Below are 20,881 nucleotides of genomic sequence, written 5' to 3'. Positions count from 1 at the left end.
ATGCGTAAAGCAGTCAATAACGGGAGCGATTTACCATGAAATTAAGCCACAGCTTTAGCCGTGCATTAAGAACGTTTGCCTATTTCATGGCTAGCGGCACCCAAAATACGCTGGAAGGCATTGATTACCTTTCACTGTACGGTGAAGAGCCCAGCGCGTTTGAACAGGTCTTCGCTATCTACGCCAATGTGCTAGAGCTGGATGAGGACGGCAACGTACTGAACGCCAAATATGCCGAAAAACGCGCCACAGACTATTTACAGCAATACTGCGACTCTAGTTTTACCGTCGAGCCGCCTTATGAAGACTGGGAAGTCGAGCTGCATTGATTTTCCCTGAAGGTTCAACGTCTTCAACGACCGTTTCTCACTACAAATGTGCACACTCTCTCTTTTTTAGTCAGGAATAAGATTATAAAGGGATTGGTATATACTAGTAGAGCAGGTTGATTGCGTGCAGGGTTGGCTTGGAGGGCGTTGGCTTTGTGGACAAATATCTCTCAAAAACACCATACGATAGCCCGCAGTTGGTTATCCGGTAAGTGGTTTGTCATCACCTTTTTTGCTTGCCTCGGATTGACGCTACTTCTGGCGTGGGGGCAGTACCATGCTAATCACACTAGCGCTGAGAATGCCGTCAAAGAGTATGCCCAACGCCTAGAGCATGATGTGCTCGAACGTATAACCCTTTATCAATATGGGTTACGGGGAGCCAGAGGGGCCATCCTGACGAGCGGTGCGGATCGCATTACACGCAAGTCCTTTCAGATCTACAGTGAAACTCGGGACATCGATACTGAGTTCCCAGGGGCTCGCGGATTTGGCTTTATTCGTCGTGTTGAGCAGGCTAATGAGGCTGACTTTGTGGCGAGCGCTCGCCAAGATGGTTGGCCAGCCTATGCCATAAGGCAATTTGCGCCACATGATGGCGAACGCTTTGCTATCCAATATATCGAACCCGTTGAACGCAATATTCAGGCTATAGGGCTAGATATCGCATCAGAAGCCAATAGACGCAATGCAGCCCTCGCCGCTATCGACACTGGCAAGGTGCAACTGACTGCGCCCATCACCCTTGTGCAAGCGACCGGCGCGCCGACCCAATCGTTTCTCATCCTTCTGGCTATCTATCAACACGCGACGATTCCTGAAACGTTAGCAGAGAAACGCCAACAAGCCATTGGCTGGAGTTACGCTCCGCTGCTCATGAGTGAAGTGCTGTCTGACTTGCCAATCAAGGATGAAAGTTTATTACTCGCTATCAAAGATGTCACCGATCCCACCCAGCCAGTGTCATTTTATAACTCTTCATCGTCTCAAAAAAGTGAATGGCTATATCAGCAAAAAAACCAGCAACACGTCTTTGGCCGAACATGGGAATTTGATGTTGCCGCTTCATCTGGATTTGTTGCAGGGCTGCACCAAGTAAAACCCGAAATGATTTTGGGTGTGGGCGTGATAGCCAGCATCGTCATGGGACTGCTTGCCATGACGCTAGCGGCAAACTTACAAGGCAGACGTGCCATTGATCTAGAGCGTGCGCGTACGGCAAACATCGTAGATAACACGTCGGATGCGATCATTGGTCAAGGCGTTGATGGCAATGTGATTCACTGGAATAAAGCCGCTTTCGAGTTGTTCGGCTTTGAAGAGAAAGAAGCACTTGGCCAGCCATTATCCATTTTAATTATTCCAGATGAGATGCTTGAGAGAGACCGGCTGATATTTCCTGAAGTGATGAAGGGTAATACCGTTCGTATTAACGAAGCGACGTACCGCAAGAAAAATAACGATTCTGTCGAGGTTTCTGTCACCGCGAATGCCATTAAAAATGAATATGGACATGTCATTGGGGTCGCGAAGATCATTCACGACATCAGTTATCATAAAACGGCGGAGCGCCAGTTAAAGGAATTCAACCTTTCTCTTGAACAACAGGTCGTTGAGCGAACGTCAGAGCTAGACAGCGCGCGTAATATTCTTCGCACGGTGCTCGATGCGGTACCGTTAATGATTGGTTACTGGGATAGGAACCTGATCAATAAAGTGGCAAACCAGGCTTACTACGATTGGTTTGGGCTAGAAGCAAGGGAAATGCCAGGTAAAACCCTTCCTGAGTTACTGGGATCTCAGCAATTTGCTCAGGAGCATCAAGCTGTTGAACTCGTATTAGCGGGTATGCCGCAAAGGCTTGAGCAAATCATGCCCAAGCCTGATGGCAGTGGTGATATTCATGCCTTGGTTTATTACTTGCCAGATAGGGAGAAAGGGGAAGTAAAAGGGTTTTACTCCGTCATCCATGATGTCACTGAATTGGTGGAAAACCGTCTGGCGTTGGCTGATGCAATTCGGGAAAACGAGGCGTTACTCAGCACCATTAACACCCAAATGCTTTACTCAGCTACTGACATCAATGGCCGCATTATCGATGTCAACGAACGTTTCTGCGAGCAAACGGGATATCGTCGTGATGAACTAATAGGGCAAGACCATCGCTTGCTTCATTCTGGAGAACACGACCCCGCTTTTTGGCGACAGATGTGGCAGCAAGTTTTAGCGGGAAACGCCTGGCATGGTGAAGTGTGCAACCGTGGTAAAGATGAACGGTTACATTGGTTTGATACCGTCATTGCGCCTTTTCATGACAGTATTGGCAATATCGAACGGTTGGTTGCACTGCGTACCGATATCAGTGACCGTAAAGCGGCAGAATCAGAACGTCATCGCGTTAATTTGTTGCTTAGCAATGTGCTCAAAGCAGCGTCTGAGTTCGCCATTATAGCAACAGATACACAGGGCAATATCACCATTTTTAACGCGGGGGCAGAGCGAATTTTGCACTACCCAGCTGATGAAATGCTAGGACAATCGCCACTAAAACTCTTTAGCCATGAGCAAGTTAACGAACGTGCTGAGAAACTTAGCACATTACACAAAACCAGCATCACGGGATTCGATGCGTTAACTTACCGTTCTAAGATCGAAACGGCTGAACGTAGTGACTGGAATTGGTATCGTCGCGACGGTGCCGTCGTGCAAGTGTCTCTCGTTGTGACGTCGATCAGAGATGAACGCCGTCATATAGAAGGCTATCTCATGGTGGCTCAAGACATCGGGAGACAAAAGGAGTTCGAACGTAATTTAATGGCTGCAAAGCATGCTGCCGAGCAAGCGGCAAATGCTAAGGGCCAATTCTTAGCGAATATGAGTCATGAAATACGCACGCCCATGAATGCGGTATTAGGCATGTTGCAGTTAGTCCAGCAGACGCATCTCAACCCTCGTCAAAGTGATTATGTAGGGAAAGCGTTTTCTGCTGCTAAATCTTTATTGGGTGTGTTGAACGATATTCTCGACTTTTCTAAGATTGATGCGGGAAAACTGAATCTCGACCCCCATCCTTTCCGTCTCGAAGACTTAATGCGTGATTTAGCCGTAGTGCTGTCAGGCAACGTGGGAAGCAAGCCCGTAGAGTTGCTGTATAACATCGATGCCCGTATCCCTAGCGAAATCGTCGGTGATGCTATGCGGATGCAGCAGGTCTTGATCAACTTGGCAGGTAACGCCATTAAATTTACTGAGAAGGGGCATGTACTCGTCCAGGTTGCGGAACTGATGCGCGACAGCGATAACATCAAAATTCGCTTTCGTGTCGAAGATACAGGGATCGGTATCAGCAAAGAGCAGCAAGCATACATTTTTGACAGCTTTACCCAAGCAGAAGCCTCCACTACACGAAGATTTGGTGGCACAGGCCTCGGCTTAGTGATCTGCAAACGGCTCCTGTCTCTTATGGGGAGTGAACTGTGTATGGATAGCACGCCTGGTCAGGGGAGTTGCTTCTGGTTTGACATTCAATTCCCCGTCTCAGACAAAAAACCGCTCGTAATTTGGCCAGATAAAAACCACCCAAGAGTCATGATCGTTGATGACAGCGCCCTCGTGCGCGAGCTTATTGTTGCGCTAGGGACTGACCTTGGCTGGAGAATGCAGGCAGCGGCCAGTGGGAGTGATGCACTGGCTCTGCTCGCTACAGCTTTCAAGCAGGAACCTGAAGATGCCTTCAACGTCGTGTTATTAGACTGGCAAATGCCTGACATAGATGGCATCAGTGTGGCTCGACAGATCCGTAATAGCTATGCTGATAAGGCGCCTACCGTGGTCATGCTGAGTGCCTTTGGGCATCAGGTATTCCTTGATGAGCAAAATAAGGGCCATACTCCTTTCGATTCTTTCTTGCTTAAACCGGTTACGCCAGCCCAGTTGGCGGCAGTGGTTTCTGCAAGCCTGAATGAGGATGATCGAAAACCGCAGTCCGTTATCGTCCCCCTATCGCAGCGACTGCAAGGCATGACCTTGTTGGTTGTGGAAGATAATGCGTTGAATAGAGAAGTCGTCGAAGCGCTCTTAACCGCAGAAGGTGCAACCGTGGTACTCGCTCATGATGGTCGAGCTGGCGTGGATATCATACGGGCAGCGCGTCAAGATTTTGATGCCGTACTCATGGACATGCAAATGCCGATTATGGATGGCCTAGAGGCCACTAGGTTGATTCGCGCCGACGGGAGATTTAATAGCTTACCCATTATAGCCATGACCGCTAACGCCAGTGCCAGCGATCGCCAGCAATGTCAGCAGGCAGGAATGAACGACCACGTAGGTAAGCCCTTCGTCTTCGAACAATTAATCTCTGTACTACTTAATACAACCTGTCACCAGCGAGAGGGGCTCCCGAACGATGGCAGTTCAGGTGTTGACAATAGTTTAGGTATCGACAGCAGTTCAAGCATCGAGAATATTTCAGGTAAAAGCATCGAGTTAGTATTAAAAAGATTTGGCGGTAAGGTAGGGTTGTATAAACGCAGCCTAGCACGATTCAAATCAGAGGGAGCAGAACTGCTGAATCACTTACGTCAGAGCTTGCATAACAACAATGTCTCAGGCTGCCATATCGCCCTTCACAGTCTCAAGGGGCTATCCGCAACCCTTGGTGCCGAAGCTCTGGCTGCTCAGGCTGCGTCTTTGGAAGCATTGTTCAAGGACAAGCCTGTTAATCCTTCCGATCTTCATACACTGGTTGATGAAAGCCATCTCAATGCACTCCAGTTATTACTGAATTCCCAATATGATGCGTTATCCTCTACGTTGAATGAGTGGAGCGACTCACGGGATGTAGGTAACGACGTAGTACAAGACATGGCGGTACCAATACACGAGTTATTGATGGAGATCTCGGTACTGCTTGAGCAACGTAATCTCAAGGTGCTGAGTATGTTATCGAATATCCGTGACCATGCTGAGGCCAAAGGCCCATTATATGATGCTCTTCGTCAGCAGATTGATGCGCTAGACTTTGAATCAGCATTGGCAACAACGCGTTGCTTACTTAGCCAATGACATGATGGGGAACACGTATGCCATATATTGCTCAGTTAATTTCTAATAATCTGCCTCGTGGTCGATTGCTTGTTGTGGACGACCAACCCACTAACATTTGGCTCATCTATGAGACATTTCAACAGCAATATGACATTTTCATGGCGACTAATGGGGAAGATGCGATCAATCAAGTGAAGTCAAATCAGCCAGATTTGATTCTGCTTGATGTGGTGATGCCAGGTATTGACGGCTATGAAGTGTGCCGACGTCTTAAATCTGATCCAATGACAGCAGGGATTCCGGTTATCTTTGTCACCGCTCAGCGTAGTGAATATGACGAAGTGCGCGGTTTTGAAATAGGTGCTGTCGATTTCATCACCAAACCTGTCAACCCCGTTATCGTCAAGGCGAGGGTGACTACCCATATGGCACTGAAACGTCAAAGCGATTTGCTACGTTCTATTGCGATGTTGGATGGTTTGACAGGGGTCGCCAACCGTCGCAAATTTGATGAAACACTTGGCCATCTTTGGTTCCAATGCCAGAGGGACAAAAAACCGATGTCGTTAATCATCTTGGATGTCGATTATTTCAAACGCTACAACGATACTTATGGTCACCAAAGTGGCGATGATTGTTTACGTTCACTGGCCAACGAGTTTCGTCGAGCCTTACAGCGGCCACAAGATCTTATTGCTCGAATTGGTGGTGAAGAGTTTGCCTGTATCCTACCTTGGACAGATGCTATCGGCGCGATGGCGATTGCCGAGCGTATTAAAAATGCAGTACATGAACTGTCACTTGAACATAAAGCCTCCCCGATTGGACAGATAGTCACCGTTAGCATGGGGCTCGTCACTCGTATACCCGAGCCCGACATGGACAGTAACGAATTGATCGCGCTGGCAGACCAGGCCCTTTATCGCCAGAAAGCCAACGGGCGTGATGGCTTTTGTGTTATTTGATAACGGGTAAACGGTATTTGGGCAGTACGGTGAACCACGTGACTGCCCGTAAGCAACTGTTGAGTCATCCCATCAGATAACCTTGCAAACGATTACCGCGATGCGCGCCCTGTGTTATAGTCGCGCCCGCAAAGATAGCCTCAGACAACACCGCCAGACACACGAAACGATAACTGACAAATCATGACCGACGTAAAATCAGGTACACACCATACGGTATCAGCCGACTCCCGCGCTTCTCGCCTTAACCGCTTCTCCATCGCGCCGATGCTCGACTGGACCGACCGCCATTGTCGTTACTTTCTGCGCCAGTTGACTAGCCAGACATTGATGTATACCGAAATGGTCACGACGGGCGCGATTCTGCATGGCAAAGGCGACTATCTGGCCTACAGCGAGGAAGAACATCCGCTGGCACTACAACTCGGTGGGAGCGATCCACAAGCGCTGGCGCAATGTGCCAAACTGGCAGAACAGCGTGGCTATAATGAAGTTAACCTGAACGTCGGCTGTCCGTCCGATCGCGTACAGAATGGCCGTTTCGGTGCCTGCCTGATGGGCGAAGCGGCGCTGGTGGCAGACTGCATCAAAGCGATGAAAGACAGTACCTCGATCCCGATTACGGTGAAAACCCGCATCGGCATTGACGATCAAGACAGCTATGCATTCCTGTGCGACTTTATTCAAACCGTCGCCGAACGCGGCGAGTGCGATACCTTTATTGTCCACGCACGCAAAGCCTGGTTATCAGGCCTTAGCCCGAAAGAGAATCGTGAAATTCCGCCGCTGGATTATCCGCGCGTTTATCAGCTCAAGCGCGATTTCCCCGCACTCACCCTTGCCATCAACGGCGGCGTCAAAACACTGGAAGAAGCCAAAACGCATTTGCAGCATCTGGACGGGGTGATGATGGGGCGTGAGGCCTACCAGAATCCCGGTATTCTGGCGCAGGTTGACCGCGAACTGTTTGGCATTGATGCCGCCACGCCGGATCTGGCTGGCGTGGTACGTGCCATGTACCCTTATATCGAACGCGAACTCTCCGGCGGCGCAGCATTAGGCCACATCACGCGCCACATGCTCGGCATGTTTCAGGGCATCCCCGGCGCGCGCCAGTGGCGACGCTACCTGAGTGAAAACGCCCACAAACCCGGTGCCGATGCGGCGGTGGTAGAACGTGCGCTGGCACTGGTTAATCTGGTTTAAAAAACACTAATAGTTAGTCTTTTTCATCAATATTCTTTCTTTTCTCTTCCCAGCGCCGCTGATAAATCAATCACTTAACAGCGGCGCATCTTGGCACAATTCTTGTAATTGCTTGTGTAGCACGCAGAGCTATCTTTTTCTCTTCCCTGCGTCAGATGCGGTTTAACAGCTACAGGAGCGCACCATGTTGGAAATTTTCTTCGTTATTGGCTTTTTTATCATGCTGATGTTGACGGGCGTGTCACTGCTGGGCGTGATTGCCGCGCTGTTTGTGGCGTCCATTTTTATGCTGATTGGCGGGCTGTTTAGTGTGGCGATAAAGGTGTTGCCGTGGTTAATTTTAGCCGTTGTGGCGGTGTGGCTGTGGCGCAAATTTAGCGGGCGCCCCGTCTACAATTCGCACCGCTATACCTATCGAAAATACACTTATCGCCAACGCAACGGGAATGAGTGGTAATGCCAGAAAGGGAAAATCTGGGTTACGCGACAATGAGTTACGCGCAAAAATGACGGAAAAGGCCGTATTTACCAGCGACTTATTTTAGTACGGTCTGTTTTAATACGGCCTGTTTAATACAAAAGTGTGCGCCAGCAGATATTTTTTCCCTGATGTGGCTGCTAGGATGACGCCACAGTTTTACGCCTGAGTGTCATTTAAAAGGTGAAATTAAGCTGGGTAAATAAAATAGGGTGGCAAAAAGCCACACGATTTCATCGTCGTCAGGGAAATAATAGCCGCACAGCGGCACCTTCGTGACGATCACTACGCTGTACCCTACATACAGTTTGATGAAATTAGCGTAATGGCACAGGCCTCCCGATGGGAGGCCTTCTGCTTTTCAGAAGCGGACATTAGGGAATCAGCAGGCATGACCCTTGTGTGCCACGACTTTCCAGCGCCCGATGCGCCGCTTGCGCCTCCGACAGTACAAATTTCTGGCTCTGTGGCACCTCCACCGTAATCGCTCCGCTGGCGATCAGTGAAAAGAGTTCATTGCTGGCCTGTTCCAGTTCGGCACGGTTGGTGACGTAACCAAACAGCGACGGACGCGTGACGTACAGCGAGCCTTTCTGGTTCAGAATCCCCAGATTGACGCCAGTAACCGGCCCAGATGCATTGCCGAAGCTGACCATCAATCCACGGCGACGCAGGCTATCGAGCGAGGCTTCCCAGGTATCTTTCCCGACCGAGTCATACACGACGTTGACCTTCTGCCCATCGGTCAACTCCGCAACACGCTGCGCAATATTCTCGGTACGGTAATTGATGGTCGCCCAAGCACCCGCCTGCTTTGCCCGCTCCGCTTTCTCATCGGAGCCCACTGTTCCAATCAACTTCGCCCCCAGCGCTTTCGCCCACTGGCAGGCGATCAGCCCAACGCCGCCCGCCGCCGCATGGAACAGGAAGACTTCATTCGATTTGATCTCATACGTCTGACGCAGCAGGTAGTAAACCGTCAGCCCTTTCAGGAAAGAGGCCGCCGCCTGCTCAAAGCTGATAGCGTCCGGCAGCAGCGCAACCTTCTCCGCCACCACGTTATGTACCTCGCTATACGCCCCCAGCCCGGACTGCGCATACACGACGCGATCGCCGACTTTCAGCACGTTCACCCCTGCCCCGACTTTCGTCACGACGCCCGCCGCTTCGGTTCCCAGCCCAGACGGTAAATCCGGCACCGGATACAAACCGCTGCGAATATAGGTATCGATAAAATTAATACCGATGGCGCGGTTCTCCACCTGAACCTCTCCCGCTGCGGGTTCGGCAAGCGTGAAATCCACATATTGCAGAACCTCCGGGCCACCATAAGCCCGGAACTGAACGCGTTTTGCCATGTTATCTCCTTAATCGTGACTGGTTCATCGTTTCACCATTATAGGTATCCGATTGTGTTATTTCGGACGTGTGGCATATACAATGCCCCCTAATCCAATGGCAAATCAACCGGTAAAGAACTCGTTTCATGGCAGAGAAAAGACCCACCAATAAATCGAATGAACCCCGTGACCGCCAGATGGAAGGTCTGAAACTTCCGCCACATTCGCTGGAAGCGGAGCAATCGGTATTGGGTGGCCTGATGCTCGACAATGAGCGCTGGGATAATGTCGCCGAGCGTGTTGTCGCGAACGACTTCTATAACCGCGCCCACCGCCTGATCTTCACCGAGATGCAGCGCCTGCTCGAAATGAGCAAACCGATCGACCTGATTACGCTGTCCGAATCGCTTGAGCTGCAAGGTTCGCTGGAATCCGCCGGTGGCTTTGCCTATCTGGCCGAATTGGCAAAAAACACCCCTAGCGCCGCGAACATCGGGGCTTATGCCGACATCGTGCGCGAGCGCGCCGTGGTGCGTGAAATGATCTCCGTCGCCAATGAGATCGCCGATGCGGGCTACGATCCGCAGGGCCGCAGCAGTGAGGATCTGCTCGATCTGGCGGAATCCCGCGTCTTCCAGATCGCCGAAAACCGCGCCAGCAAAGATGAAGGCCCGAAAAGTATTGACCGTATTCTGGAAGATACCGTTTCCCGTATCGAGCAGTTGTATCAGCGCCCGCACGACGGCGTAACCGGCGTCTCTACCGGCTATCAGGATCTGGATAAAAAGACCGCAGGCTTGCAAAAATCTGACCTGATCATCGTCGCGGCGCGTCCCTCGATGGGGAAAACCACCTTCGCAATGAACCTGTGTGAAAACGCGGCGATGATGCAGGACAAACCCGTGCTGATCTTCAGTCTGGAGATGCCCGGCGAGCAGATCATGATGCGTATGTTGGCTTCCTTGTCCCGCGTGGATCAGACCCGCATTCGTACCGGCCAGTTGGACGATGAAGACTGGGCGCGTATTTCCAGCACCATGGGGATCCTGCTGGAAAAACGCAACATGTACATCGATGATTCCTCCGGCCTGACGCCAACCGAAGTGCGTTCCCGCGCCCGCCGCGTATTCCGCGAACATGACGGCCTGAGCCTGATCATGATCGACTACCTGCAATTGATGCGCGTGCCGTCGCTGTCCGACAACCGTACGCTGGAAATTGCGGAAATCTCCCGCTCGCTCAAAGCGCTGGCAAAAGAATTGCAGGTTCCGGTTGTCGCCTTGTCGCAGCTTAACCGTAGTCTGGAACAGCGCGCCGATAAGCGCCCAGTTAACTCGGATCTGCGTGAGTCTGGCTCTATTGAGCAGGATGCCGACCTGATTATGTTTATCTATCGTGATGAGGTTTATCACGAAAACAGCGATCTGAAAGGCATCGCTGAAATCATTTTGGGGAAACAGCGTAACGGTCCAATTGGTTCCGTGCGTTTGACCTTTAACGGGCAGTGGTCGCGCTTTGATAACTATGCCGGCCCACAATATGACGATGAATAACGCAGCGCTCAGCAATGACAACACTGCACTAAGGAACAAGAATGAAAACGGCAACAGCCGTCATTAACCGGCGTGCTCTGCGCCACAACCTGCAACGTATCCGCCAGCTCGCGCCTGGCAGCCAGGTCGTTGCTATCGTGAAAGCCAACGCTTACGGCCACGGTATGATCGAAGCGGCCCATACCTTTTGTGACGCGGACTGTTACGGCGTCGCACGGCTCTCCGAAGCGCTGACGCTACGCGCCGCGGGCATCACCAAGCCCATCGTCCTGCTGGAAGGTTTTTTCTCCGCCGACGATCTCCCGCTGCTGGTAGAGCACCAGCTAGAAACCGCCGTTCACAGCCCTGAACAGCTCGTCGCACTAGAACAGGCCACGCTGTCGCAACCGCTACGCGTGTGGATGAAGCTCGATACCGGCATGCACCGGCTTGGCGTTCTGCCGGAACACGCCGACGCGTTTTGGCAGCGCCTGACCGCATGTCGCAATGTGGTTCAGCCGGTCAATATCATGAGCCACTTTTCCCGCGCCGATGAGCCCGAAGCCAGCACCACCGAACGCCAGTTAGCGTGCTTCGATGCCTTTACACAGGATAAGCCCGGCGCGCAGTCCATCGCGGCTTCCGGCGGCATTCTGCTGTGGCCGCAGTCGCATCGCGATCGCGTCCGCCCCGGCATTATTCTCTATGGCGTGTCGCCACTGGATAACGAAGACGCCGCGCATTTCGGCTTCCAGCCTGCGATGACCTTTACCTCTCACCTGATCGCCGTGCGTGAACACCACGCGGGTGAAGCGGTCGGTTACGGCGGCACCTGGACCAGCCCACGCAATACCCGCCTGGGTGTGGTCGCCGTCGGCTACGGCGATGGCTACCCGCGCTGTGCGCCAGCCGGCACGCCCGTACTCATCAACGGCCGTGAAGTGCCGCTTTCCGGTCGCGTGTCGATGGATATGATCACGGTGGATTTAGGGCCCGATGCGCAGGATAAGGTCGGCGATGAGGTCATCCTTTGGGGGCCGACGCTACCGGTTGAACGCATTGCCGCGCATACCGGTGCCAGCGCCTACGAACTGATCACGCGCTTAACACAGCGCACCGTATTGGAATACGTCGACGGTGAGTAAAAACGGACTGACTGATTTTTATCGGCAGGCTCACAGCCTGCCGGCTTTCAGAGAGGTTATCTACTATGCGGCAAGCTGGCTTGCCGTATCCGCGATTCTGGCGCTGTTTGCCTTCATTAATTTCTCAACCCTGAAACCGACGGATGTCGGTGGCACGCTGTTTGGCGGCATGTTTAGCGCGATGTTCGATCTGATTTACTGGTCTTGCGCGGCATCGGGATTCTGCTTTCTGGCGCTCTTTCGGCTCTCGGGATGGCGTGTTGCCTGGGTGCTTGCAGGACTGGTGCAAATCGGCATCAGCGCCCTGTGGCGGGTTCAATATTGGCAGGAGTATGAAAACGACAATCTGATACTTTCACCCACGCCCGGCGAACTGTATGTTTCCATGCTGGTGGGCGCAGGCATGGCCGCTATCGGCATCGTGAAATATCGACACGCGCGGCGCAACTCGGTTGCCACGCATCCAACCTATGCGAAAGCGGTCGCTGCATTGCTACTGATCGCGCTTTATCTCGCGATCCCGCTGCATCTCTACCTACGTGAACCCCTTCCCTACTGCGCCTTTAGCCCTGACGGGCAGCAACTCACCGCCTGTCTGGGAGAAGAGGATGAACGGATCATTGTAAAATAAGTTATGCCCAATACTGGCCGTCACGCCGGTTAATATTGGGCACCATGCACGATTAATTCACATTAGCAGTCAATGTTGCCGAATTACTCTTCTTCTTTTTCACAACGTAGCTCACGCCTAACGCCAATAGCCAAAAAGGGATCAGCAGCACCGAAATCTGAATACCCGGCGTCATCGCCATAATGACCAGAATCCCCGCCAGAAACAGCAGGCAAATGACGTTCGTCACGGGGTAACCCAGACTTTTAAAGCGCGTTTCCTGCCGTGATTGCTTTTTCGCGGCGCGGAACTTCAGGTGAGTAATGCAAATCATCGCCCAGTTGATAACCAGAGCAGATACCACCAACGCCATCAGCAGCTCAAAGGCTTTACCCGGCATCAGGTAGTTGATGAGCACACATCCTGCCGTCGCTAAAGCAGAGACGCCAAGTGCCGCCAGCGGGATACCGCGCTGATTGACCTTCAACAGCGCACGCGGAGCGTTCCCTTGCTTAGCCAACCCAAACAACATGCGACTATTGCAGTACACACAGCTGTTATAAACCGATAACGCAGCAGACAGCACCACCAGGTTCAGCACGGTCGCGACAACGTCGCTATCCAAAGCATGAAAAATCATGACGAATGGGCTACCGCCTTCAACCACTTTCCCCCACGGGTACAGTGATAACAGCACCGCCAGCGCGCCAACATAAAACAGAAGAATGCGGTAAATAACCTGATTCGTCGCGCGCGGAATGCTGTTTTGCGGATCGTCCGCCTCAGCCGCGGTGATCCCCACCAGTTCCAGCCCGCCGAAAGAGAACATGATCACCGCCATCGCCATCACCATGCCACTCACACCGTTCGGGAAAAAGCCGCCGTGTTGCCACAGATTCGCGACGCTAGCGTCTGGGCCACCTGCACCGCTGAACAGCAAATAGCCTCCAAAAGCGATCATCCCCATAATCGCCGCCACCTTTATGATCGAGAACCAGAATTCCATTTCACCATATACCTTAACGCTGGTCAGGTTGATCGCATTGATCAGCAAGAAGAAGATCCCAGCAGAGACCCAGGTTGGTACATCCGGCCACCAATATTGGATATAAATTCCAACCGCCGTTAACTCGGCCATACTCACCAGAACATACAGCACCCAGTAGTTCCAGCCGGACATGAAGCCAGCAAAATTACTCCAATACTTATAGGCAAAGTGACTAAATGAGCCTGCAACAGGTTCTTCAACCACCATTTCACCCAGTTGACGCATAATAAAAAACGCGATGATCCCAGCAATGGCATAACCCAGTAACACCGATGGCCCAGCCATTTTGATCGGCTGCGCGATCCCTAAAAATAATCCGGTTCCGACTGCGCCCCCCAGTGCTATCAGTTGAATATGACGATTCTTCAGACCTCTTTTCAACTGTCTTTCTGCATGTTCTGTATCCATGATTTTCCCCGTCAGCAATAAAATTTGAACCGAGAGGGTTTAGCAACTATCAGGCCAGATAACCGTCCTTAGCCTGTAGACAGACTCACTATTGCTAGTAACACAATGAAAATTTTCATAATTTATTTATGACAGCATTTTCACACATCACGCATTTAATCCAAAAAACACCCACATTTAGTGCGTATGAAAGACACTCGTGCACGAAATTCAATCATTCATCCCTCTTCGATGCATGAACATGACCTATCATGGTGCACACGGATGAAAAGGTGCCTTGCTACGATAAAAAACTCATAGGCAACGCGCCCTAAAAAACTGGTAGTCTGTTTGGCTCACTGCCTGACACTGTTTAGGGAACGCGATGTACACCATTGATGATTTCGATCTGAAAATTCTGACGCTGCTACAAACTAACGGCCGCCTGACCAATCAGGAACTCAGCGAGCTGGTCGGGCTCTCCGCCTCACAATGCTCCCGCCGCCGCATCGCGCTGGAACAGGCGCAGTTGATTCTCGGCTATCATGCCCGCCTGTCGCCGAACGCGGTCGGACTGGAGTGTCTGGGATTAATTGAAGTGCGGTTGATCAACCACACCAGCGAATACGTTGAGCGCTTTCACCAAATGCTGGGAGAGGTGGACGCCATTATCGACGCGTATAAAACTACGGGCGATGCCGATTATCTGTTAAAAGTCGCCGTGGCGGATCTGCCTGGGCTCAGCACGCTGATTAGCCAGATTCTGTCGCAGAACAAGAGCGTCGCGCACCTGAAAACCTCTGTGGTATTAAACCGCCTCAAAGAAAACGGTTTAATGATGCCGGAACTGCCTGCGTTGCCCTGAATGAGGGCAATCGCCTCTATTTGGTGCAAAAAAGGAATGATTCACGCAAAAAAATCAAATTAAATGCATGAATCACCCAAATAAAGAATAAAATCGCATGAATCACGCATTATTTTCATTCATATAATTCAATACGTTGCTCTTATCAGTGACGATATTACATACAGACCCACCGCTAATTTTCACTATCTGGTGCGATTCTTGCTTTGGTAAGCACATGTTTTTACGACAGTCTATTGAGTGCTCACCATGGATAACGTTATTCCCACACAAAAACTCTCACACACGCTGCTGGAAGATATTCTGGCGATACTGATCGGCACGCTGATGGTGTCATTTGGCGTCATTCTGCTACGTCAGGCAGGTGCACTCACTGGCGGCACCGCAGGCATGGCTTTCCTTATCCACTATCTGACCAACGTCTCCTTTGGCGTCGCCTTTTTCCTGCTGAACCTGCCTTTTTATTATCTGGCTTTACGCCGCATGGGCTGGGCATTCACGGTGAAAACCTTCTGCGCCGTCGGGCTGGTTTCTCTGTTTTCCGACCTGCACCCGATGTTCGTTCATTTCGATCAGCTCAACCCGTTCTACGCCACGCTGTTCGGCAATATCATCACCGGTATCGGCTTCGTGGTGCTGTTTCGTCATAAGGCCAGCCTCGGCGGTGTGAATATTCTGGCGCTCTATCTTCAGGACAAATACGGCCTACGGGCAGGAAAACTCCAGATGGGCGTTGACGTTGTGATTGTGCTGACTTCCCTGTTCGTGGTAAGCATACCGATGTTGATTGCTTCGATTCTGGGGGCAACCATTCTGAACCTGATTATCGCGATGAATCATCGCCCCGGCCGTTACGCGGCCTGATTGTCCCCCACCGTCGTCGGGGTTGCGGTACCCATAAAAATGACACACTCAGGAGAGCTATACTGTGTTTCAAAACGTTGATACCTATGCCGGAGATCCTATCCTGTCTCTGATGGAAAAATTCAAACAGGATCCAAGAGCAGATAAGATCAATTTAAGTATCGGGCTCTACTACAACGAGCAGAATATTATCCCGCAGCTGCGCTCCGTCAGCGCGGCAGAAAGTAGCCTGAAACAGCCAGCGCAGAGCGCAAGCTCTTATCTGCCGATGGAAGGGTTACAGCCTTACCGTACTGCGATCCAACACCTGTTATTTGGTGAAAACCACGCGGCGCTGGAAGCGGGTCGCATCGCCACCATCCAAACGTTGGGCGGTTCCGGTGCGCTGAAAGTGGGTGCGGATTTCCTGAAACGTTACTTCCCGGATTCAGAAGTATGGGTCAGCGATCCAACATGGGAAAACCATATTGCGATTTTTGAGGGCGCGGGCTTTAACGTTCACACCTACCCGTATTTCGATGGCGAAAGCCTGGGCGTGAAATTTGACGCCATGCTTGCCACGCTGCAAACGCTGCCAGCGCGCAGCATCGTGCTGCTGCACCCGTGCTGCCACAACCCAACAGGGTCAGACCTCACCACCGAGCAGTGGGATCGCGTCATTGAGGTCATCATCCAGCGTGAGCTGATTCCGTTTATGGACATCGCCTATCAAGGCTTTGGCCTCGGAATCGAACAGGATGCCTATGCGATTCGCGCCGTTGCCAGCGCGGGCGTTCCGGCACTCATCGCCAACTCGTTCTCCAAAATTTTCTCACTGTATAGCGAGCGCGTCGGCGGCCTTTCCGTGGTGTGTGACGATGCCGACAGCGCACAGCGCGTGCTGGGTCAGTTAAAAGCGACCGTCCGCCGCAACTACTCTTCCCCGCCGAATTTCGGCGCACAGGTGGTTTCTAAAGTCCTGAACGACGCACAGTTGAACGCTGACTGGAAAGCGGAAGTCGAAGAGATGCGCACCCGCATTCTGAGCATGCGTCAGGAGCTGGTGTCGGCACTGAAAAACGCGCTGCCTAACCGCAACTTCGACTACCTGCTCACTCAGCGCGGCATGTTCAGCTACACCGGATTCAGCCCAGAACAGGTGGATCGTCTGCGTGAAGAATTCGGCGTCTACCTGATCGCCAGTGGTCGTATGTGTATGGCGGGGCTGAACCACAGCAACGTCCAACGCGTCGCTGCGGCCTTCGCCGCGATTCAGTAAATCGTAAAATGACAACGCCACGGGGTTAACCGACTCACCGTTGTGAACTCGCTTAACTCAGTGGCTTGTGTGATAAAAATTTCATGACCCAACTACGCTACCTGAACGGTTACCCTCCGGCGATTGTTGCCCAAGTTCAAACGCTCCTCGATCAAGGCAAACTTGGCCCCTGGCTGGAAAAAAAATACCCTGACCGCCATCCGATCCAGAGTGACAAATCGCTCTATCAGTTTGTCGCCGAGCTGAAACAACGCTATCTGAAAAACGCCCCCGCAATATCAAAGGTGCTCTACGACAACAAACAGAATCCGATAAAAGGAACGCTGGGAACTAATACCTTTGTAGCACGCGTACAGGGCGGAAAATTAAAATCCAATAACGAAATCCGAATAGCGACGCTATTTCGTGATGGGCCGGAAGATTTCCTGCGGATGATCGTGATACACGAACTCGCCCACCTCAAAGAAAAAGACCACAACAAGGCTTTCTACCAACTTTGTTGCCACATGGATTCTGATTATCACCAGCTGGAATTTGATATGCGACTCTGGCTCAACTGGCGAGAAATAAGTGCGGGTTAGGATCTACGTTCCCTGCAAAAGGGAAAGCGGGTTAGTCAGAAAAACAGAGTAAATGTGATTTTATTTTAATACGTTGATTTTTATTATTTCATATCGCGTAAAAATAACGCTGAGGTGAACGAAACCGCCGGGTGAGCGGCAGGACGCCGCGAAAGTCAGCGCCGCGTCGGGAACGCGTCGCTGGCGGCCCGACTGCGGAGTCGATCGCCGAAGGCACCGCGAAGAGGCGGTATTTCCCGCGAGAAGCCAGGGGCCACGGGGTGATGGCGATTGAACACCCCGTGTCGGGCGCATGCGACTCACGTTGCAAATAATCGCATTCGTCAACGCGCACGAAACCTTCGGTCTGCGGGCATAAATCACGATCTCGCTGATTTATATGTCGATGTGACATTTTATTTTTACCGCGTCAATTCCGCTGGGCAGCTAGAGCTTTATTATGAAGTCACCTTAACCGATGCAAGTATTGTCGACGTCACCTGTGTCTATCCACACGTCATCGATAACAACGACATCATGCCGTATGAAAAAGTCCAGCTAAAATATAAAACCATCGCATGGAACCACAAAATCGCAGGAACCTCGGGTTACAGCATTTGGGAGGAAATGAGTCTCTAAGATTTATGACCTTTGATAACAAGCGCATCTTATCAGGTGTGCTTGTTATTCATTACAAAGAGCGATATTTTTTACATACTTATTGGGATCCATTCATGATATTTTCGGACATATTTCATAACCATAACTTCTAAAGTTAAAAGATATGTACATAGATGCAACAAAACTAATAACAACACCAATAAAAAACAAATAACCGCACACATTTGCAAATATTCCATGCATTCCTATAGGTTTGTTTTTTATTGCCATATAAAACCCTAAATACGAGAAATAGAATAGCAAAGGAGAACCAAATACCATTAACCCAACCTTCCATGAAAACACGATCACATCGTTTAACTGTAAAACATCCAAATATGAATTAAAAGAAAACCAACCAGTAAAGCATGTCAATAGAAAAATAAAAACTGCAAAAGCGCCAACTAATGGCCTATTTATCTTGACCAAGAATATATCCACCCTAAGCTTAAAAAATAAAAAATCATCAGGTAATTGTTTACCATTCATCACAAAGAGAAATATCTTTCACATACTTACTGGGAGATATCCATGAGTTATTAGGACAGATTTTATAATCTTGATCATTAAGATTATATGATATATAAATTGATGAAAAAAAACTAACAACCGCACCAAATATAGTCACAATAGCTAATGAGTTAGCTAGTTTATTATTCATTTTAGGTACTTCATTTTTTATAGCTGAATAAAATGCCAAATATGAAAAATAAAACAACAAAGGTGATCCAAACACCATTAAACCAAGTTTCCATGAAAAAATGATCACATCACTTTTTTGTAAAAAACTCAAATATCCATTGAAGGAAATCCAGCTAATAAAACATGAAATACAAAAAAGAAAAACTGCAAAAGCGCCAACTAATGGCCTGTTTACCTTAACCACGGCTGTACCTCCCCCAAGCATGAAAGAATTGATCGGGATGGTATGGGGTATATTGTTTTTATGTGATTTTAAATTTTTTATTATCGTCTCACTTATTTTATATTCGTTATCCAACCAAAGTAACGCAAAACTGATACCTAATCCCAATATAAATATACCAAAAGAAATAGCAATAACACTACCTCCTGCAACCATAAGCCCAGTAGCTGCTATTTTTGCTCCCCAAGCAACCCCAACCGATATAGCCAGTTTTGCCGCATCCATCGTTAAATTAACAAAAAAATCGGTTAGTGCGTATTCGTCTTTCACCATCAACTCAATGGCTCGATAAGCGCCTGAAAATACAATACAGAACCTTGCTCCAGTCGCAATACCGCTTTCAATGCCTTTCGTACCAATCTCCATATCGAGTATTTTTTGGTTACCGACTAAATATCGGGTGGCATCTAAATATTTTCTTACTCCCGGATAACCAGACAGTTTTATGTATTTGCTACCATTTTTTCCGACATATTCCGTTGCCGTTACGCCAAACCCTCTCATCTCCATCACGATTTTGCTTACAGATACCGCTTCTGCAATATTTCCAGCAAACGATGAAACCGGATCAGTGCAGCCAAATATTGCTGTTTTCCAAGAGTCATGAGGATTGGGCGTACATAACGTCTTTAAAAAATACGTCGCTTCCTGCGCAGTCAATATGGCATGAATGTTATCGTTATTTATTTCATTGAGTTGAGCATGTAATTTCTGATAATTAATATCTGCATGCTGCTTTTTGAAATCAAGATGATCCTCTAACCGATAGTCATCATCCACAAACGTTTTTAAAACCGGATCGTATTTCACAGTCACCTCACTCCCTTGAATTTGACTTAAGCCAACGAACTATTTCCCTGTAAGGCCACTTTAACGGAAAAATGATGATTTTTAAATGTTAATAACGTTCAATCCGCAATTTTTCATTCCCCATAAAGAAACCCGTTACTTAAAAATGTTACGAGAAAGGGGAATCAAAAATACGTTATTTAAAGGCGATAACGCATCAAAACCTGCCGATAGTGCTACCTCGATAATAGCCAGACCACAGCGTTTAAGAACGTGGATGAACTACCTGTCCGGCAGTGAACGATCGATGTGGCCACTGACGGCGGCAGCTATCATTTCTAAGCTGCCTACACGGCAGCTTAGAAAGCTACGGCCAAGTCTGAGGCGATCAATTCAGCGTTCACTGCCGCACAGGCAGTTCGGTATTTATCGGGATGCGTCGCTGGACTATTCCCCGTTGAGCGTGACTACCAGCGAGCGGCTGCCGCCGTGGTTGCGGTGTTCGCACAGGTAGATGCCCTGCCAGGTGCCGATGTTCAGGCGTCCGTTGGTGATGGGGATTGTCAGGCTGTTTCCGAGCAGGCTACCTTTCAGGTGCGCGGGCATGTCGTCGCTACCTTCATACGTATGGCGGTAGTACGGTTCATCCTCCGGCACTAAGCGATTAAAGAAACTCTCGAAATCCTGCCGCACCGTAGGGTCGGCATTCTCATTAATCGTTAGCGCCGCCGAGGTGTGCTTGATGAACACCTGCATCAGCCCAACATTTATCTGGCGCAGTCCAGTAACCTGCGCCAGTATTTCGTCGGTCACCAGATGGAAGCCTCTGCTTTTCGGCTTCAGGCGGATTTCATATTGCGTCCACATTGCC

The 20,881-nt window shown here is 50.1% G+C and carries 17 protein-coding genes and 2 pseudogenes; 13 read left to right on the top strand and 6 right to left on the bottom strand.

Features of this window, described 5'->3' with window-relative positions:
* Positions 1-35 precede the first annotated feature (35 nt).
* From H0247_RS05365 to pspG, 5 genes are all read left to right on the top strand, one after another.
* Positions 36-329 carry a hypothetical protein gene (locus H0247_RS05365; RefSeq protein WP_180741606.1) on the top strand — a complete coding sequence of 98 codons (294 nt, stop codon included), beginning with the start codon at positions 36-38 and terminating at the stop codon, positions 327-329.
* 153 nt (positions 330-482) lie between these two features.
* Complete coding sequence (locus tag H0247_RS05360; protein WP_180741605.1) at positions 483-5,396, top strand: PAS domain S-box protein; 4,914 nt, start codon at positions 483-485, stop codon at positions 5,394-5,396.
* 17 nt (positions 5,397-5,413) lie between these two features.
* Entirely contained in the window at positions 5,414-6,343 is a 930-nt protein-coding gene (locus H0247_RS05355) for a diguanylate cyclase domain-containing protein (protein ID WP_180741604.1), read from the top strand.
* A gap of 183 nt (positions 6,344-6,526) precedes the next feature.
* A complete protein-coding gene (gene dusA, locus H0247_RS05350; protein WP_180741603.1) occupies positions 6,527-7,549 on the top strand; it encodes a tRNA dihydrouridine(20/20a) synthase DusA in 1,023 nt (340 codons plus the stop codon).
* Positions 7,550-7,733: 184 nt separating this feature from the next.
* A complete protein-coding gene (gene pspG / locus H0247_RS05345) occupies positions 7,734-8,006 on the top strand; it encodes an envelope stress response protein PspG (protein ID WP_180741602.1) in 273 nt (90 codons plus the stop codon).
* 395 nt (positions 8,007-8,401) lie between these two features.
* Here pspG and H0247_RS05340 read toward each other — a convergent pair whose 3' ends face one another.
* Positions 8,402-9,385: a quinone oxidoreductase gene (locus tag H0247_RS05340; protein ID WP_180741601.1), complete on the bottom strand. Its 984-nt coding sequence runs from the start codon at positions 9,383-9,385 to the stop codon at positions 8,402-8,404.
* Between the two features lie 128 nt (positions 9,386-9,513).
* On the opposite strand from H0247_RS05340, the gene dnaB reads away from it, so the two are divergent.
* Genes dnaB through H0247_RS05325 form a run of 3 tightly spaced genes read left to right on the top strand, consistent with a single transcriptional unit; the run spans position 9,514 to position 12,675 of the window.
* Positions 9,514-10,920, top strand: coding sequence for a replicative DNA helicase (gene dnaB, locus H0247_RS05335; RefSeq protein WP_010279223.1), 1,407 nt, complete (start codon positions 9,514-9,516; stop codon positions 10,918-10,920).
* Between the two features lie 41 nt (positions 10,921-10,961).
* Complete coding sequence (gene alr / locus H0247_RS05330; RefSeq protein ID WP_180741600.1) at positions 10,962-12,044, top strand: alanine racemase; 1,083 nt, start codon at positions 10,962-10,964, stop codon at positions 12,042-12,044.
* Positions 12,037-12,675: a hypothetical protein gene (locus H0247_RS05325; protein WP_180741599.1), complete on the top strand. Its 639-nt coding sequence runs from the start codon at positions 12,037-12,039 to the stop codon at positions 12,673-12,675. Before alr ends, H0247_RS05325 begins: the two co-directional genes overlap by 8 nt.
* 52 nt (positions 12,676-12,727) lie before the next feature.
* Here the strand turns inward: H0247_RS05325 and H0247_RS05320 are convergent, their stop codons facing one another.
* Positions 12,728-14,110 carry an amino acid permease gene (locus H0247_RS05320; protein WP_180741598.1) on the bottom strand — a complete coding sequence of 461 codons (1,383 nt, stop codon included), beginning with the start codon at positions 14,108-14,110 and terminating at the stop codon, positions 12,728-12,730.
* 364 nt (positions 14,111-14,474) lie between these two features.
* On the opposite strand from H0247_RS05320, the gene H0247_RS05315 reads away from it, so the two are divergent.
* The 5 genes and pseudogenes from H0247_RS05315 to tssD all read left to right on the top strand — a co-directional run.
* Positions 14,475-14,954, top strand: coding sequence for an Lrp/AsnC family transcriptional regulator (locus H0247_RS05315; protein ID WP_180741597.1), 480 nt, complete (start codon positions 14,475-14,477; stop codon positions 14,952-14,954).
* Between the two features lie 249 nt (positions 14,955-15,203).
* A complete protein-coding gene (locus tag H0247_RS05310) occupies positions 15,204-15,818 on the top strand; it encodes a YitT family protein (RefSeq protein ID WP_180741596.1) in 615 nt (204 codons plus the stop codon).
* Positions 15,819-15,882: 64 nt separating this feature from the next.
* A complete protein-coding gene (locus tag H0247_RS05305; RefSeq protein WP_180741595.1) occupies positions 15,883-17,076 on the top strand; it encodes an aromatic amino acid transaminase in 1,194 nt (397 codons plus the stop codon).
* Positions 17,077-17,159: 83 nt separating this feature from the next.
* Positions 17,160-17,657, top strand: coding sequence for a M48 family metallopeptidase (locus tag H0247_RS05300; protein ID WP_180741594.1), 498 nt, complete (start codon positions 17,160-17,162; stop codon positions 17,655-17,657).
* Positions 17,658-18,038: 381 nt separating this feature from the next.
* Positions 18,039-18,275, top strand: a pseudogene (gene tssD, locus H0247_RS05295) (type VI secretion system tube protein TssD); the annotation flags it as partial.
* A gap of 93 nt (positions 18,276-18,368) precedes the next feature.
* On the opposite strand, the gene H0247_RS05290 reads toward tssD, so the two are convergent.
* The 4 genes and pseudogenes from H0247_RS05290 to H0247_RS05275 form a co-directional block, all read right to left on the bottom strand.
* Entirely contained in the window at positions 18,369-18,725 is a 357-nt protein-coding gene (locus H0247_RS05290) for a DUF1240 domain-containing protein (RefSeq protein WP_180741724.1), read from the bottom strand.
* A 49-nt stretch (positions 18,726-18,774) separates the two neighbouring features.
* The gene (locus tag H0247_RS05285) at positions 18,775-19,182 is read right to left on the bottom strand and encodes a DUF1240 domain-containing protein (protein ID WP_180741593.1); all 408 of its coding nucleotides are present in this window, start codon (positions 19,180-19,182) and stop codon (positions 18,775-18,777) included.
* Positions 19,175-20,031: pseudogene (locus H0247_RS05280) on the bottom strand (hypothetical protein). Before H0247_RS05280 ends, H0247_RS05285 begins: the two are co-directional and overlap by 8 nt.
* A gap of 426 nt (positions 20,032-20,457) precedes the next feature.
* Positions 20,458-20,877, bottom strand: a complete 420-nt coding sequence (locus tag H0247_RS05275) for a secondary thiamine-phosphate synthase enzyme YjbQ (protein WP_180741592.1) — start codon at positions 20,875-20,877, stop codon at positions 20,458-20,460.
* Between the last annotated feature and the right edge of the window lie 4 nt (positions 20,878-20,881).

It is taken from the genome of Pectobacterium sp. CFBP8739, from assembly GCF_013449375.1.
Classification (GTDB): Bacteria; Pseudomonadota; Gammaproteobacteria; order Enterobacterales; family Enterobacteriaceae; genus Pectobacterium.
This window is presented reverse-complemented; position numbering and strand designations above follow the sequence as displayed.